The 16546-nt window shown below is 69.4% G+C and carries 12 protein-coding genes; 6 read left to right on the top strand and 6 right to left on the bottom strand.

Going from position 1 to position 16546, the window contains the following annotated elements:
- Nucleotides 1-27: 27 nt before the first annotated feature.
- Complete coding sequence (locus tag HF323_RS07775) at nucleotides 28-534, bottom strand: gluconokinase (protein WP_169581983.1); 507 nt, start codon at nucleotides 532-534, stop codon at nucleotides 28-30.
- A gap of 275 nt (nucleotides 535-809) precedes the next feature.
- On the opposite strand from HF323_RS07775, the gene HF323_RS07780 reads away from it, so the two are divergent.
- Nucleotides 810-2204 carry a glutamate decarboxylase gene (locus HF323_RS07780; RefSeq protein WP_169581984.1) on the top strand — a complete coding sequence of 465 codons (1395 nt, stop codon included), beginning with the start codon at nucleotides 810-812 and terminating at the stop codon, nucleotides 2202-2204.
- Between the two features lie 68 nt (nucleotides 2205-2272).
- Here HF323_RS07780 and HF323_RS07785 read toward each other — a convergent pair whose 3' ends face one another.
- Both HF323_RS07785 and HF323_RS07790 read right to left on the bottom strand, forming a co-directional pair.
- Nucleotides 2273-3325 (bottom strand): mannonate dehydratase, encoded by a 1053-nt coding sequence (locus HF323_RS07785; protein WP_169581985.1) that lies wholly within the window; start codon nucleotides 3323-3325, stop codon nucleotides 2273-2275.
- A 19-nt stretch (nucleotides 3326-3344) separates the two neighbouring features.
- Entirely contained in the window at nucleotides 3345-4160 is an 816-nt protein-coding gene (locus HF323_RS07790) for a glucose 1-dehydrogenase (RefSeq protein WP_169581986.1), read from the bottom strand.
- A gap of 97 nt (nucleotides 4161-4257) precedes the next feature.
- On the opposite strand from HF323_RS07790, the gene HF323_RS07795 reads away from it, so the two are divergent.
- The 5 genes from HF323_RS07795 to HF323_RS07815 all read left to right on the top strand — a co-directional run bounded on the left by HF323_RS07795 (nucleotide 4258) and on the right by HF323_RS07815 (nucleotide 10514).
- The gene (locus HF323_RS07795; protein WP_169581987.1) at nucleotides 4258-5013 is read left to right on the top strand and encodes a GntR family transcriptional regulator; all 756 of its coding nucleotides are present in this window, start codon (nucleotides 4258-4260) and stop codon (nucleotides 5011-5013) included.
- Between the two features lie 38 nt (nucleotides 5014-5051).
- Nucleotides 5052-5906 carry an SMP-30/gluconolactonase/LRE family protein gene (locus tag HF323_RS07800; RefSeq protein WP_169581988.1) on the top strand — a complete coding sequence of 285 codons (855 nt, stop codon included), beginning with the start codon at nucleotides 5052-5054 and terminating at the stop codon, nucleotides 5904-5906.
- 3 nt (nucleotides 5907-5909) lie between these two features.
- Entirely contained in the window at nucleotides 5910-6842 is a 933-nt protein-coding gene (locus HF323_RS07805; RefSeq protein ID WP_169581989.1) for a DUF4432 family protein, read from the top strand.
- Nucleotides 6843-6895: 53 nt separating this feature from the next.
- Nucleotides 6896-9706, top strand: a complete 2811-nt coding sequence (locus tag HF323_RS07810; RefSeq protein WP_169581990.1) for an FAD-binding and (Fe-S)-binding domain-containing protein — start codon at nucleotides 6896-6898, stop codon at nucleotides 9704-9706.
- A 145-nt stretch (nucleotides 9707-9851) separates the two neighbouring features.
- Nucleotides 9852-10514 carry a hypothetical protein gene (locus HF323_RS07815; protein ID WP_169581991.1) on the top strand — a complete coding sequence of 221 codons (663 nt, stop codon included), beginning with the start codon at nucleotides 9852-9854 and terminating at the stop codon, nucleotides 10512-10514.
- Between the two features lie 3 nt (nucleotides 10515-10517).
- On the opposite strand, the gene HF323_RS07820 is transcribed toward HF323_RS07815, so the two are convergent.
- The 3 genes from HF323_RS07820 to HF323_RS07830 all read right to left on the bottom strand — a co-directional run bounded on the left by HF323_RS07820 (nucleotide 10518) and on the right by HF323_RS07830 (nucleotide 16533).
- The gene (locus tag HF323_RS07820; RefSeq protein WP_169581992.1) at nucleotides 10518-13016 is read right to left on the bottom strand and encodes a glycoside hydrolase family 65 protein; all 2499 of its coding nucleotides are present in this window, start codon (nucleotides 13014-13016) and stop codon (nucleotides 10518-10520) included.
- Between the two features lie 75 nt (nucleotides 13017-13091).
- Nucleotides 13092-13394 carry a hypothetical protein gene (locus tag HF323_RS07825; RefSeq protein ID WP_169581993.1) on the bottom strand — a complete coding sequence of 101 codons (303 nt, stop codon included), beginning with the start codon at nucleotides 13392-13394 and terminating at the stop codon, nucleotides 13092-13094.
- Nucleotides 13395-13548: 154 nt separating this feature from the next.
- Nucleotides 13549-16533, bottom strand: a complete 2985-nt coding sequence (locus HF323_RS07830; protein ID WP_211160325.1) for a family 43 glycosylhydrolase — start codon at nucleotides 16531-16533, stop codon at nucleotides 13549-13551.
- Nucleotides 16534-16546 lie beyond the last annotated feature (13 nt).

Genomic DNA, 16546 nt, shown 5'->3' on the forward strand with positions numbered 1-16546 from the left:
CCCGGGACCCGGGGTGGCTTCAGGATGTCAGAGTCCGCCGCGATCCTCCCACCGCTTGCGCGCCTCGGCCACGATGTGCAGGACCGGGGCATCGATCGACAGGATCGCCCCTCGCTCGTCGGGCTGCAGCGGCTCGAGCAGGGCGAGCTGCGACACCAGGAGCGACGGCGGCATGAAGTGCTCGGACCGCGCGGTGATCCGCTTCTGCAGCAGCTCCGCCGTGCCGTCCAGCTGCACGAAGAACACGTCGCCCCCCGAGGCGCGCAGCAGGTCGCGGTACGCCCGCCGCAGCGCGGAGCACGCGACGACGGCAAGCTCCCCCCGGGCGGTCGCGGCGGCCATCGACTGCCCTACGACCTCGAGCCACGGCATCCGGTCCTCGTCGGTCAGCGGCACGCCTCGCGACATCTTCTCGACGTTCGCGTCCGGGTGCAGGTCGTCGGCGTCCAGGTACACGCCGTGCAGCTCGGCGGCGAGCGCGGCGGCGACGGTGGACTTGCCGCATCCCGACACCCCCATGACGACGATCGGCATGGCGGGCGTCCTCTCGCGGCGGTGAAGGGTACGGATGCCGCCCCCGCCGTCCAGCGTATCGGCGCCGCGCCGCCGCGCGGAGCCGAGGCATCCGCCCACTCGACCTCGTCCGTCGGGCGAATATCACCCCTCTGGTGCGATGCCGCAGAGTCGGGCATTCGGAATCGTTGCCCGCGAAACCTCGCCTCCCCATCCTGACGATGCCTCAGCGCAGCGCTGGCAGAGCCGGCGCGACCCGGGAACCGCGATCGTCGACCGACCTGGAAGGACCGCACATGCTGCACAAGCGGGACACGATCCGCGACGAGCTGCTCGACGAGGTCTTCGCCTCGACCGAGCTCTCGGTCGCATTGCCGAAGTACCGTATGCCCCAGAACGAGCACATGGCGCGGCACGCCTACCAGGTGGTGGTCGACGAGCTCATGCTCGACGGCAACTCCCGCCAGAACCTCGCGACCTTCTGCCAGACCTGGCTGGAGCCCGAGGTGCGCGCGATCATGGCCGAGACCCTCGACAAGAACATGATCGACAAGGACGAGTACCCGCAGACCGCCGAGATCGAGGCGCGCTGCGTGCACATCCTCGCTGACCTGTGGAACTCCCCCGATGCGGCCAACACCCTGGGCACGTCGACCACCGGCTCGAGCGAGGCGGCGATGCTCGGTGGCATGGCGCTGCTGTGGAACTGGCGCGCGCGCCGGCGCGAGGCGGGCAAGCCCACCGACAAGCCGAACCTGATCACCGGCCCTGTGCAGGTGTGCTGGCACAAATTCGCGCGGTACTGGGACGTCGAGCTGCGGGAGATCCCGATGGAGGGCGACCGCTTCATCATGACGCCGGAAGAGGTCGTGAAGCGCGTGGACGAGAACACGATCGGGGTCGTTCCGACCCTCGGTGTGACCTTCACCGGCCAGTACGAACCGGTGCACGACGTGAGCGCGGCCCTCGACGAGGTCCAGGAGAAGACCGGCCTGGACATCCCGATCCACGTCGACGGCGCGAGCGGAGGCTTCCTCGCGCCCTTCACGGTGCCCGAGCTGGTGTGGGACTTCCGGCTGCCGCGCGTCAAGTCGATCAACACGTCGGGTCACAAGTTCGGGCTCGCTCCGCTGGGGGTCGGATGGATCGTGTGGCGGGATGCCGCGGACCTCCCCGAGGACCTGATCTTCAACGTGAACTACCTCGGCGGAAACATGCCGACGTTCGCGCTGAATTTCTCCCGCCCGGGCGGTCAGATCGTCGCGCAGTACTACAACTTCGTGCGCCTGGGGCGCGAGGGCTACCGCAAGGTGCAGATGTCGTGCCATGACACCGCGATGTACCTCGCGGCAGAAATCGACAAGCTCGGGCACTTCGAGATCATCAACAACGGCAGCGCCGAGTCGGGCATCCCGGCCGTCTCATGGAAGCTGAAAGAGGGGGTCGAGCATCCGTTCAACCTCTTCGACCTGGCCGACCGCCTCCGGGTGCGCGGCTGGCAGGTCCCCGCGTACACGATGCCGCCGGAGCGCCAGGACCTCGCGGTGCAGCGCATCCTCGTGCGGCAGGGCTTCGACCGTGACGCGGCATCCCTGCTCATGGACGATTACCGGGCGGCGATCGAGCACTTCGACGCCCACCCCATCGTCAACTCCATGACCGAGGAGGAAGCGGGGACCTTCCACCACTGACGGACGGGCGCGAGGGGGCTCGGGTCGTTCGGAGGCGAGGAGCACCCGGGGGTCCCTCTGCGTGCGCCTCACGTGGAGCGCGAAGGGTGTCCGTAGGAGGCCTGTTCGAGTCCGCGGATGTAGCCGATCGCGAACAGCCGGCCGAGCGTCTCATAGCCGGGACGGGTGTTCGCCTCGCCGTCGAGCGTCGGGACATGGTCGGGACGCATCGGGCCGTCGAAGCCGATCTCGGCGTACGCCTCCATGCATGCGGGGAGATCGGTCTGCCCGTCGTCGTGGAAGGTCTCCTGGAACTCTTCCGGGGTTCCGCGCACGTCACGGAAGTGCACGAACGGAATGCGATCGGTGCCGAACTCGCGGATCAGGTCGGGTATCGATGTCGTCCCCTCCAGCACCTCGGGCATCAGGGCGAAGTTGCCCTGGCAGAAGGTGAAGCCGTTCGCCTCGGAGGGGTGCAGCGAGGCGAGGCGGCGGAACCCCTCGACGGAGCTCATGATGCGGGGCACGTTGCGGTTGAAAGGCCGCGGCGGGTCGTCGGGATGCATCGCCAGCCGCACCCCCGCGGCCTCCGCCTCGGGGACGACGGCGTCGAGGAAGTAGGCGAGCGCATCCCACATCTGCTCGTGCGTGACCTCGCCCTCCTCCATGAGCGGCGGCAGGGCTTCTGCGTCGGCCGCTCGGTACCCCGTCACGAGCGCTCCCCCGCGCGTTTCGACCGCGATGTCGGTGCGGCCCCAGCTCGTGAGTGCCATCCAGTTGTAGGCCATGGTCGGCACACCGAGCCGTCCGAGCGCCCTCACCTGCTCGATGACATGGTCGATCTGCTCGTCTCGGCCGTCGAGACCGAGCCGCGCCTTGTCGAGCGGCGCCGTGTCTTCGGTGGCGACCAGACGGAGGCCGTGTTCGTCGTAGATCTCGATGTTGCGCTTGATCGCCCGCTCGCCCCACGGCGCCTCCTCACGGTCGTCGGCGCTCCAGCCGCTCGCGCCGACCGAGGCGAACATCCGCTGATCCTGCTCGGCGCCGTTGAGGATGCCGACGACGTTCTCGACGCCGACCTGGCGGAGGAGCTTCCAGGACGCCTCGGGCCGGGGCGGGAGGAACTCGCTGAGTTGAATCACAGGTGATCGGCCTCTCGGGTCAGTCTTTCGCGGGCAGCGCGGCGCCGAGCTGCGCGAGCAGTCCGCCGTCGACGCGGAGCTCGGTTCCCGTCACGAAGCTCGCAGCGTCGCTCGCGAGGAAGGCGACCGCCTCACCGAGCTCCCTGGGCTGCGCGATTCGTCCCAGGGGGTGCGACCTGCCCCAGGTGACGAGCGTGCTCTCGATGGCGTCGGGCGTGCCCTCGGAGTGCATCGCCGCCGAGTGCCGGAGCATCGGGGTGTCGACGGATCCCGGCGCGATCGAGTTCACCCGCACCCCGTAAGCGGCCTCGTCCACGGCGAGCGCACGGGTCAGAGCGTTGAGGGCCCCCTTGCTCGCGGTATACGCCACGACCGACTGCTGGGTGGCGGTCGCCTGCACCGAGGAGATGATCGTGATCGTCCCACGCGCTTCGCGGATGTGCGGCAGGGCGCTGTGCGCCGCGAGGAAGACGCCACGGACATTGACGGCGAAGACCTCATCCCACGTCTCGATCGGAGTCGACACGGCGTCGCCGTAACGCTGAATGCCGGCCGCCGTCACGAGGTGGTCGAGGCGACCGAACTCGGTGACGGCGAGCGCGACGGCGCGACGACTCGTCTCGGGGTCGTCGATCGGACCCCACGTGCCGACCGCCGTGCCGCCGGCCTCCCGGATGAGCGCGACCGTCTGGTCGACGTAGTCCTGGGTCAGCCCGTGGACCACGACGGAAGCGCCCCGTGCGGCGAGCACCTCGGCCACACCCTGCCCGATGCCCTGGGATCCTCCGGTGACGAGCACGACGCGTCCGGCATACGTGCGCGAATCGCTGATCATGGCGCTCTCCTTCGTGCGCGACTGCTTCGACGGCGGCCAGCCTAGGCGCTTGTATACTAGTAGGCAAGTCGATCGACCCGAGCGAAGGAGACCGGGAGTGACCGAGGAGCACACCGCCGGTGGCGACAGCGGGCGCCGCGAGGCGGGCGTGCTTGCGGGCCTCACGCCCCGCAATCCGCTCGGCTCGACATCCTCGACTCGGGGCCGGATCTCGGATCACGTGTATGACGAACTGCGCGAGGCGATCCGCGATCTCCGGCTGGAACCGGGCGCGCCGCTGTCAGAGCCGGGAGTCGCCGCGTGGCTCGGCGTCAGCCGGGCGCCGGTGCGGGAGGCCTTCACGCGCCTCGCAGACCAGCGGCTGATCGCCATCGTCCCCCAGGTCGGAAGCCGCGTCGCCCCGATCTCCATGCGGAACGTCGCCGACGCCGTGTTCATTCGGAGCGCGCTGGAGGCCGAGGCGTTCCGCGAGGCCATCCGGGTGTCCGATCTCGACACGACCCGGATGCAGCAGGCGGTCGACGCCAATCGCGTCGCATTCGAACGCGGTGACGTCGCGGGCTCGCTCGCCTCCGACGAGGAGATCCACCAGTGGGTCTTCCGGCTCGCCGGCGTACCGCACCTCTGGGAGGTCGTGCAGGGACTCAAAGTGCACCTCGACCGCCTTCGACGACTTCAACTCACGATGGCGATGGCCGATCCGGAGCTGCCCCGCGAGCACCAGCAGATCCATGACGCGCTCGTCGCCCGCGACGAGCAGGCGGGTGTCGCCGTGATCCACCTCCACTCCCACCGGGCGATCACCGACACCGAGCGACTGCGAGCGGACTTCCCGGCCTACTTCGGCGCATGACCAGCGCATCCGGCCACGACATGACGAAGGAGTCAGAGATGATCGAGACGACCATCGCGGTGCGACGCCGCGCGCAATGCGGCGAGGGGCCCGTGTGGGATGCCGAGCGTGACGAGGTGCTGTGGGTCGACATCGTGTCAGGCGAGATCCTGCGCACCGCACGAACGACCGGGAGCACCGCTGCGCGGTCGCACGATGCGATGGTGGGTGCGGTGACGCTCCGCGCCGATGGGGGTCTCGTCGCCGCGGTCGCCACCGGCTTCATCGGCTGGGACGCGGCAGGCGACCAGGACCGGCGGCTCGACTGCCTCCCGGCCGGCACGCGGATGAACGACGCGAAGGTCGACCCGAGCGGTCGCTTCTGGGCCGGCGACTGTGCGATCGACTTCACGCCCGGCGCGGGCGGTCTGTGGGTGCTCGATCACGAGTGGAACGCTCGGCGAGTGCTGGAGGGATTCACCCTCCCCAACGGGCTGGACTGGAGCCCCGGGCGCGAGTCGTTCTACCTCGTCGAGTCAATGGGCAGGAAAGTGTTCCGATTCGACTGGGACGTGGACCGGGGCGAGATCTCCGGCGCGGCCGAGGTGCTGATCGGCTCGGAGGCCTTCACCGGCCTTCCCGACGGCCTCTGCGTCGACGCGCGGGGGCATCTCTGGATCGCAGAGTACGGGGGCACCGGCCTTCACGAATTCGCCCCGACCGGCGAGCGTGTGCGGACCATCGCGATCCCGACCGCGCAGCCGACGTCCTGCGCGTTCGTCGGGCCGGATCTCGACGAACTCTGGGTCACCTCTGCGGCGGCCGGCCAGGATGGCGATCCGGATGCCGGATCCATCTTCCGGTTGCGTGGGCTCGGGGCGACCGGCTTGCCGTCGACGCGGTTCGGAGGCTGAACGATGCCGATCCATCTCACCGGAGGCGCGTTCGACGTCGTCGTCGAGCCGGCGCGGGGTGCCGACATCCTGCAGATCACAGACCGCGAGACGGGAACTCCGCTGCTGGCGGAATCGCCGACCGTGCGCAGCGACCACCGGGCGATCCCCGCCGCGTCCTCGCAGGCGCAGTGGCTCGCCGGCTACCCGGGCGGCTGGCAGGTGCTGGTGCCGAACGCCGGTCCGGAACGCACGCACGACGGCGCCGAACTCGGCTTCCATGGCGAGGCCTCCCTCGCCGAGTGGACGACCCTGGCGTCAACGGCGAACGCGTGCGAGCTCGAGACGTGGCTGTCGACGGCTCCCCTCCACCTGCATCGCCGGGTCACTGCGCACGAGGACGGGATGGTCGTGATCGACACGATCCGCAACCACTCCCCCGACCCGGTTCGCGCCCGGGTCGTGCAGCATCCCGCGTTCGGATCCCCCTTCCTCGACGACGAGAGCTTCGTGACCGTGGCCGCCACGACGCTCGTCGCGGATGCCGATGCGCCGGGCACGCTCGCCGCAGCAGGCACGGTCGGCAGTCCGCGGGACGTGCTCGGCGAGCGCGCGGAAGCGCGAGGCATCCGACTTCCCGCACCGGGCTCCGGAGAGTCGCTCTTCGCGGCGTTCACGGACTTCGAGACGCCTGAGGCGACGTTCCACAGCCCGACGCGCGGATTCGGCGTGCGCCTGGAATGGGACGCCGTGTACCAGCACGCGTGGTTCTGGATCGAGGCGAACGCCTCGCCGGGATGGCCCTGGTTCCGGCGACTCTACGCCGCAGCGATCGAGCCGGCGACGATCCTCCCGGGCGAGGGTTCGACCGTCGACGGGCGCCCCCGCGGCGGCGCCGGAGTCTCGATCCTGCCCGACGAGCCGCTGGTCACCACGACACGGCTGACCAGGGTCTGACGCCCGCCGCCCGCGCGGCGCGTCACCGCACCGATTCCCCGAAGGACGACCTCATGCCGCTCATCGCCCCCGACACCGCTCTTCTGGACGACCTGGCTCGCATCGGCGCCCCACTCGGCACCCGCGCCACGGATCGCCTCGCCGCCGCACACGACGGCTCGCACTATCTGCTCACGCCGCAGGTCGTGGTGACGGCGAGAGATGCGCACGACGTGGCGGCGGCGATCCGATCCGCCAAGCGGGCAGGCGTGCCGGTCACGTTCCGTTCGGGCGGTACGAGCCTGTCCGGCCAGGCGGGCACCGCCGGGGTGATGATCGACACGCGAGCGCATTTCCGCACGATGCGGGTCCTCGACGGCGGCACGCTCGTGCGGACCGGACCCGGCATGACGGTGCGGGCCGTCAACGCCCGTCTCGCGGGGCACGGACGCAAGCTCGGACCGGACCCGGCCAGCGAGATCGCCTGCACCATCGGGGGCGTGGTGGCGAACAACTCCAGCGGAATGTGCTGCGGAATCCACTCGAACACCTATCGCACCCTCTCCTCCTCGGTGCTGGTGCTCGCATCGGGCAGCGTGATCGACACCGCGCTCGCTGACGCCGACGACCGCCTGCGCACCGACGAGCCGCACATCCACGCGGGACTGACCGCCCTGCGCGATCGCGTACGTGCGAACCCCGAGTCCGTGGCGAGTATCGAGCGGCTGTTCTCGATCAAGAACACCATGGGCTACGGGCTGAACTCCTTCCTCGACCACGACCGCCCGGTCGACATCCTCGAGCACCTGGTCATCGGCAGCGAGGGCACGCTCGCCTTCATCGCCGAAGCGACTTTCCGGACCCTCCCGCTGCGGTCGCACGCAGCGACCGGACTGCTGATCTTCGCGAGCCTCGAGGACGCTGCCGCGGCGCTTCCGGACCTCGTCGCGTCGGAGTTCGCCGCGATCGAACTGCTCGACGCCACGAGTCTGCGCGTCGCCCAGCGCGATCCGGCGGCCACCGCGGAGCTGCGCGCGCTGATGGTCGACCGGCACGCCGCGCTCCTCGTCGAGCATCAGGGTGAGACGGACGAGGAGCTGGCGGCGCTGGTCACGCGATCGAGCCGACTGCTCAGCACCCTGCCCCTCGTCGCGGGTGCCACCCTGTCCTCCGACCCGGCCACGCGGGCGCGGCTCTGGCACATCCGGAAGGGGCTGTTCACCGCGGTCGCCGGCGCACGACCCTCGGGCACCACAGCCCTGCTCGAAGACATCGCCGTACCCGTCGACCGACTGCTCGCGACCTGCGCGGGTCTGACCGAGCTGTTCGACGCGCACCGCTACGAGGACAGCGTGGTCTTCGGCCACGCCAAAGACGGCAACCTTCACTTCCTTCTGAACGAGCGGTTCGACGACCCGCCGTCGCTGCGGCGATACGAGGCGTTCACCGCCGACCTCGTCGATCTCGTCCTGTCCCAGGGTGGGACGCTGAAAGCCGAGCACGGCACCGGTCGGATCATGGCGCCCTTCGTGCGGCGACAGTACGGCGACGAGCTCTACGACGTGATGCGGGAGATCAAGGCGCTCGTCGATCCCGACGGCGTGCTCAATCCGGGCGTCCTGCTGTCGGACGACCCCGCGGCCCACGTGACCGACCTCAAGATCGTGCACCGGGTCGAGGAGGAAGTGGATCGCTGCGTCGAGTGCGGGTACTGCGAACCGGTGTGCCCGAGCAAGGACCTGACCCTCACTCCTCGCGAGCGCATCGTGCTGCGTCGCGAGATCGCTCGGGCCGAGCACGCCGGCGACGCTCAGCTCGCGCGCGAACTGCGCGAAGAATACGTCTACGACGGCGTGCAGACCTGCGCCGTCGACGGCATGTGCCAGACCGCCTGCCCCGTGCTCATCAACACGGGCGACCTCGTGCGCCGGCTGCGCGCCGACAACCAGAACGTGCTGTCGCAGGCCGGCTGGAAACTCGGTGCGACGCGATGGAGCGCGGTGAGCCGAGCCGGCGGCCTGGCGCTGTCGCTGGCCGATGCCGTGCCCGCAGCACTCCCGGCGGCAGCGACGTCGATCGGCCGGGCGCTGCTGGGCGCCGACGTGGTCCCCCAGTACACCGATGACCTCCCGGCCGGGGGCGGCGCTCGTCGACCCTTCACCCACGCCGGTGCCGTCGCGGTCTACTTCTCGAGCTGCACGAGCACGATGTTCGGTCCCGCGGAGCCTGGCACGCGCGGTGTCGCACGCTCCTTCCTCGATCTGTGCGAGCGCGCCGGGGTTCCGCTGGCCACCCCCGCCGACCTGCCGTCGCTCTGCTGCGGTACGCCGTGGAAGTCGAAGGGCCTCAGCGAGGGCTACGCCGTGATGAAGGATCGGGTGGTGGCATCGCTCGCGGCCGCCACGCGCGGCGGGGAGCTGCCGGTGGTGTGCGACGCGTCGTCGTGCACGGAAGGACTCGAGGTGCTGCTCGAGACGGCCGGCGAGCTCGGGATCCGCGTGGTCGATGCCGTGCAGTTCGTCGACGAGGTGGTCCTCGACCGGCTCCCCGAGGGGGAGCGCGTGGCGTCGCTCACCCTGCACCCGACGTGCTCGTCGGAGCGGATGGGCATCGGGTCGTCGCTCGAGCGCGTCGCGGCGGCCGCGGCTCGAGACGTCCGAACTCCGACGGACTGGGGATGCTGCGCCTTCGCCGGCGACCGCGGGATGCTCCATCCGGAGCTGACCGCCGCGGCGACGGCGCGCGAGGCGGATGAGGTCGGGGCACTCGCGTCGGCCGCACACGCCTCTCTCAATCGCACGTGCGAGCTGGGGATGACGCGAGCTACCGGCCAGCGCTACCGTCACGTGCTCGAAGTGCTGGCCGACACGATGCCTCCTCTGTGACGACAGTCACCGAGCGGAGGGACCATGGTCCTTCACCGGTGGACGACCGTCATCCAGGCTGATCGTGTGCGGAGCCCGCACACACGACATGCCGGAGGAGCGGATCATGAAGCGACCCATCGTGTAGATCATTCTCGGTGTCCTCGTGCTGGTCGCCGGCGTCCTGCTCCTGCTCGAGGCGACCGGGACGATGCCGAGTCAGCCTGCGCTGTGGACGGCGGTCCTGCTCGCAGCCAGCGCGACGTTCGGCTACGTCTTCTTCGCGGACCGCCGATCGTGGTGGGCGGCCATCCCGAGCTGCGCTCTCCTGGGCGCGGGCGTCGCCCGGCTCATGGAGATCGACCCCGACGGGCTGGGCCAATGGACCGAGGTGCCCGTGCTTGCAGCGATCGGGATCGGATTCCTCGCGATCTACGTGCGCGACCACCGTCGCTGGTGGGCGCTCATCCCGGGCGGCATGCTGGTCACGCTCTCGGTTCTCACCGCCGTGACCGCCGATGTCGAGGCCGCCGTGTCGGGCGCGATCTTCCTGTTCGGAGCCGCCCTCACCTTCGCGCTCGTGGCGGTTCTGCCCGGAGGCGGGTCACGACGCTGGTGGGCCTACATCCCGGCAGGGGTTCTCGCGCTCGCGGCGGTCGCGGTCCTGCTCACCGAGGCGGAGTGGGTCACCGTCCTCAACATCGTCTGGCCGATCGTCGTCATCGTCGCCGGGGGGTTCCTCATCTGGCGCGCGGTGCGCTCACGTCGGCTCGAGCACCGCGTCTCCGCGGATGCGGAGGACCGGCCGCCCGCGAGCGTGAGCCTCTGACGCTCACTCCCGTCGCGCCTCGAGCGCGAAGACCTTCGTCTCGCCCGTCGCCAGTGCCGCCTCGGCTCCTTCGACCACGATGGCGATGGGCGCTGCGGTGCCGGCCGTCGAGGCCACCTTGAGTTCGCCCTGCGACACGGTGACGCTCAGGGCGTGGTCCCGGTACACGAGGTGGAACCGGATGCGTTCGATCTCGTCGGGGAGGACCGGATGGAAACGCAGCCGACCCTCGCGCATCTCGAGACCGAGGTAGCAGCGCGTCACGATGTCGACCGACCCGGCCATCGCGCCGATGTGAACACCCTCTCGCACCGTCCCGTGCTGGAGGTCGTCCAGGTCGCTGTGCAGCGCTTCGCTGAGAAACCGATAGGAGCGCGCCCTGTCGCGACGTGCCTCGAGCCACGCGTGCACGACGTTGGCGAGCGTGGATCCGAAGGTGCACGTCGCCGAGTAGCGGTCGACGGTGCGGGTCACCGTCTCGGCGGGGAAGTCGTAGCCCATGGTGGCCAGCAGCTCCCGCAGCTCCTCCGCGGACAGCAGGTAGAGCAGCATCAGCACATCGGGCTGCTTGGAGACCTGGTATCTGTTCGTGGTGTCACCGCGTGCTGCGAGGATGAGGTCGAGTCTGCCGATCCACGCGTACCGCTGTCGGAACGGCGCCAGGTCGAGCAGCTCGAGATCGTCGTATCCATCGAACTGCGAGAGGGTGCCGTCCCTGTTGAAGACGACCGTGAGCCGGTGCGAGATCCGCTCCCAGTCGTCGAGCTCTGCAGACCCCACTCCGACGCGACGCCACGCCAGGGCCCCCGGGTATTCGCGGAGGAGCTCGGCCGCCGTGATGGCACGACGGAGGACCCACGCCGTCATCACGTTGGTGTACACGTTGTCGCGAACACCCGCGCCGGGTCGGTCGGCGGGGCCGTCGTGGTACTCGTCGGGGCCCATGACACCGGCTATGGAGTATCTGTCCCGGGCCGGATCGTAGGTGGTGAGGGAGACGAAGAACCGGGCGACGTCGATGATGAGGTCAGCACCCTCGTTGAGCAGGAACTGGATGTCGCCCGTCGACTCGTAGTACTGCCAGGCGCTGAAGGCCACCGCGAGTCCGACATGTCGTTGCAGCGAGGAGTTGTCGTCCATCCAGCGCTGGCTCAGCGGATTGAACAGGCGGGTGGGAGTGACGTCGTTCCCGGCGATCCCGCTCTGCCACGGAAAGCACGCCCCGCGTCGCCCCGCCCGCGCTGCCGCCTCCCGGCCGGCGCCGAGTCGCCGATGTCGATACGCGAGGAGCGCCGCACTCAGCCGCGGCCGCCGGACGGTCACGAACGGGTAGACGAACAGCTCGTCCCAGAAGACGTGACCGTCGTATCCCTCGCCGTGAAGGCCGCGTGCGGGGATCCCGGCGTCGAGATCGGTGTCCACCGCGTTGAGCGTCTGCAGCACATGGAACGTATTGAAGTGCAGGGCGCGGGCTTCGACCCCGCTCGGGCGCAGTTCCACCGCGAACTCCAGCCACAGGCGTTCCCATGCGCGCGCATGATCGGCCAGAAGCGTCCGGAAAGAGGAAGCCGTCACCGCCGCATCCGATGCCGCGCCGGCCGGAGTCAGAACCGCTCGGTCCCGCGACGTGCTCACGTGGACGGTCTTCTCGAGCACCACAGGCTCACCCCGGCTCACGGTGACGCTGAAGTCCTGCCAGACGGCTCCGAGGGGGTCCGACTCGAATCGCCGATCGGCCGACACCTCCGTCTCGCCGAGCCGGAGGGTCGTGCGCGCGGCGGTCGCGATCCGGATCCGCGATGCCCGGGTCTCGACCTCGAGCAGCAGCGTGTCCGCCGAGATCTGGCGAAGCAGGGTCGGGCGCAGATGCCGGTGGGGATGCCTCGAGTGCTCCGGCGCGTTGGCGTTCGCGACGCGCCCGTCGATCCCGACCCGCACGGCGAGGGAGCCGGACCAGTCGACCGGGACGATCGACACTCGCAGCCCGGCCGAGCGCGGCGATGCCTGCGAGACGAAGCGGTCGCTGCGAACGGTCGTCACGCGGCCTCGGTCGTCACGCACCGTGAACTGGCGCGCGAGGATGCCGTGGCGGATGTCGAGCTCCTGACGGAAGTCGAGGATCTGCGTGCGGTCGAGTCGATCCAGGTCGAACCACGCCTCCTCCCCTGCCGGACGGAAGCGAACGGCGAGCCAGTTCGGCGCGTTGACGATCTCCTCGTCGGGCATCGGGCCGGCGTCCACGTCCCCTTCGACGACGTCGTACACCCCGGCGAAGTAGGTTCCGGGATAGTGGACGCCGTCGGAGACCGAGTCCTCGCCGGCGCCGCGGACTCCCCAGTAGCCGTTCCCCAGCGCGCACAGCGCCTCGCGCGTGCCCTCCTCGGCCGCGACGTACTCGTCGAAGCGGAGTGCCCAGACGTCGGTCAGCGCCTGCTCGTCGTCGACGGGATGGGCGATCTGGCATGCACGCGCGAGGAACGGCGCCGACTCGGAGATGGCCACACGCTATGTCGCCCAGAACCGTCCGTCCGAGACCAAAGTCACAGCGCGGCGCTCCCCGAAGACGGGGCCGGGGTCCTACCCGGTGCGCGTGCCGACGACCGACATCGGCGGGAACGGTCCGGACTGCGCCGTGCCCGTCAGCCGGTTCCCGATGATGCGAAGCTCGAAGACGAGCGACGTCGGCAGCGGCGCCGCATTCTCGATCACGAATTCGGCGGTGTCGCCGGTCGCCGTCCCATTGCGAATGGGCACGGGCCCGGCAACGCCCACGGCGACACCGGTCAGGACGACGCCCTCTGTCGCCAGCGTGAGGTCGTACCGTCTCGAACCCGCGAGCGTTGCGACCTCGACTGCCCAGGTGCCGTCGATCTCAGCCACGTCGTCGTCCTCTCCGCGGGATCGGATGCCTGCGTCCATTGTCCCGACGGACCGCGTCCATCCCATCGCCCGGCCGGGGTGATCCGGAGTCGCTCCGCCTCGGGAGGACGTGGCGTGGTGACCCGCCGGACGGGCGGGCCACCACGCGATCACATCAGCCGCAGGAGCGGGCGTCCACCGGTGATTCCACGGACGTCGTCACGGGTTGCGCGCCGATCGTGGCCGAGGCCTCGACCGTCGCGGTCCCCGCCGGGACCGCCGTCTGTCGTGTCGTGAAGACACTGGCCGTCGCCTTCCCTGCTGCGAGCGACGCCACCGACTTGGTGCCGTACGAGGTCGAGATCGACAGCGCCACGGGCACCTCCTCGCCGTTCGTCGCCTGAACGGTCAGCACGACCTTGCCGGCAACGCACCGCGTCGCCGCCGTGACGGAGACATCCAGCGCCTCGTCCTTCACCGTCCCGAGGCGCGCCAGCTGCAGGCTGAGCGCGCGCTCGGGGGCATCGATCTGGTTCTGCGTACCCACCGTCGCGCCCTTCACCGCTTCGGCTTCAGCCAGCAGCTCCTCGAGTTCCGCCCACTCCGCCTCGGGGTAATCGCCCTCGTCGAGAGTGCCCGCGTGCGCGATCGCCGCGTTCAGGTCGCTCTTGTCGAGCGGCAGGTTCTGCGACGTCAGGGTGTCGCTGAGCAGGTAGTGGTCGAAGTCGACGTGGCCGCCGGCTTCCTGCGTGGCGTAGTTGAACAGGCCGACGCGATGCCCCATGAAGTGGGTGAGGGTGCCGTCGAGGGACTGCGGCCCGACGCGGCTGCCGAGCTGCTGCCACGTCACGCCGTCGAGGCTGTACGAGAACGTCGTCCACAGCTGTCCCGCCGGGCTGGCGAAGTCGAGGTCCGCCTTGAGGTGGACCTCGGTGGCCGCGCCGAGCGCGGCCGTCGTTCCCGGCACGAATGCCTCGATCGCGGCCTGGTCGATCGATGCCGTGAACGGCTGCACCCGGTTGACGACGCCGACCGTGTTCACCCCGTTGACGCGCTTGACCGCGACGTAGGAGAACCCGCGGTTGTAGGCGGCCAACCCTGCCACATCACCGTTCTTCATGGCGGAGATGTCGAGCTTCGTCTCTGCCGACTGCCGGGGTCCGAACGTGCGCTGGGACAGCGTGTTGCGCGCCTCTTCGAGGTACGCGGCCTCGTCGTCGTTCGTGAGCTTGTCGTGCCGCGTGCTGCCCGTGACGACCTTGCCGGTCGTCAGGCGCAGCCAGCCGTCCCGGTCGGTCAGAGACCAGTACCGGTTGTCGGGAGCGTGGTTCCACTCCCACTGCAGCGCGAGCCGCGACCCGTTCGGGGCGATCTCGTCGGGGTGCGGCAGCTCCGTGGTGACGGGGCGACCCTTGAGCGACATGTCATCGACCGTGAAGTCCATGAGGTGCGTGTCGGGTGCCGCTTGCGCGTTCGCATTGCTCGTCCACGGCGTCTCGATGAACAGCCGCATCGACGACGGGCTCTGCGAAGCCGGAACGGTGAAGGTTCCCGAGATCGTCGCCCACTGACCACGCGTCGCCGTCACGCTTGCGAGGTTCGTGAACGTGCTGGTCCCGTAGCGCGCCGTGATCAGGAACTGCTTCGTCGCGGGGCTGTTCGGATTCTCGTATTTGACCTTCGCCGTGACGTCGTACGTGACGTTGTGCTGGATCTTGCCGCTCACATCCTGCGCGGGGCCGGAGCCTGTCGTGGTGCGGCCGGTGACCTGAAGCGACCCGGCTCCCGTGAACGCATCGGTCGACGCGGACAGCGTCGCGGTGTCGTTCGCGATCCACCCCTCCGTGCCGGACTCGAAGCCGGGGTTGCTGAACAGCTCGACACCCACGAGCGACGGGTCGACGTTCGGTGGTTGCGGGATGGTCCAGTCCTCGTCCATGTACGCGCGGTGCGGGGCATCGTTGTCGAAGTCGTCCGAGGCGACGATGCTCTTCTGCCGCTCGTAGAGCTCCTCCTCAGGACTCAGGCGGATCGGCTTCTGGAACGAGCCGCCGACCGGCACGCTTCCGCTGTTGCCGAACACCGGCCACCCGTCAGCGCCCCATGTCGCGGGGATGAGAGCGGGAATGCGACCGATCGGGAACGTGTCGCGGAAGAAGAAGCCGTGCCAGTCGAGGTCGCCGCCCTCTCCCTGAACGGGCACGAGGCTTCCCTGCGCCCACCCGTTGGAGTTGAGCACGCCCTTTGCCTCATAGGGGTTGCTTCCGTCCGCCGTGGCGTACCGGCCGAGCAGGTGGTCCGAGCGGAACAGCACGACCTGACGCCCCTGGCCCGACGGCCACGTGATGATCACGATGTAGTACTTGCCGTCGATGTACTGAACCTGGGCGCCCTCGAAGAGCCCCCCGACCGGCGCGCCGGGGTAGTCCGCCGGCCGGATGATCTGGGAGTACGTCTGCAGCACCTGCGTGAAGTCCGCGCTGAGGCGCACCGCGCTGGTCGATCCTGAGCCGTAGAAGATGTACGGCGTGCCGTCCAGATCGAAGAAGAGCGACGGATCGTGGTACGTGCCGGGGAGCTTGACCCGATCCCACTTGCCGTTGTCGATGTCATCGGTGGTGTAGAGGTACGAGCCGCCGAGGTTGTTGGTGTTGAAGGCCACGTACCACCTGCCCTCGTGGTAGCGAATCGAAGAGGCCCACTGCCCCTGCCCATACGAGGTTCGGCCGTTGCGCAGCGAGAAGGAGTCGCTGATGTCGGCGCGGTCGAAGACGTAGTTGACGATCTCCCAGTTCACCAGGTCGTACGACTTCATGATCGGCGCACCGGGGCTCAGGTGCATCGTCGTGCTGATCATGTAGTAGATGTCGCGACCCTCGTCGTTCTCACTGGCCGGGATCCGCTCGACGGAGACATCGGGGACGTCCGCGTTGAACAGGGGAACGCTGTAGGTGCCGTCGCCCTTGTCGCTCGAGGTGTATCCGGAGTCCGGATTCCACGGGTCGGCGGCGAGAGCGGGCGGTGCTGCCAGCAGCAGGCTCGCCACGACGGCGGCGGCGCCGGCGATCGAGAGGGGGCGGAGGAATCCGCGCGCGAGGCGGCGGCTCCCCCGGTCCTGGTGGGTCCGCTGCTGCGGTGACCCGACGGGTGAGATGGACACGGTGGGCTCCTTC

Origin of the sequence: Microbacterium sp. MF43, assembly GCF_012847295.1 — a bacterium.
In the GTDB taxonomy this organism is placed as follows: Bacteria; Actinomycetota; Actinomycetes; order Actinomycetales; family Microbacteriaceae; genus Microbacterium.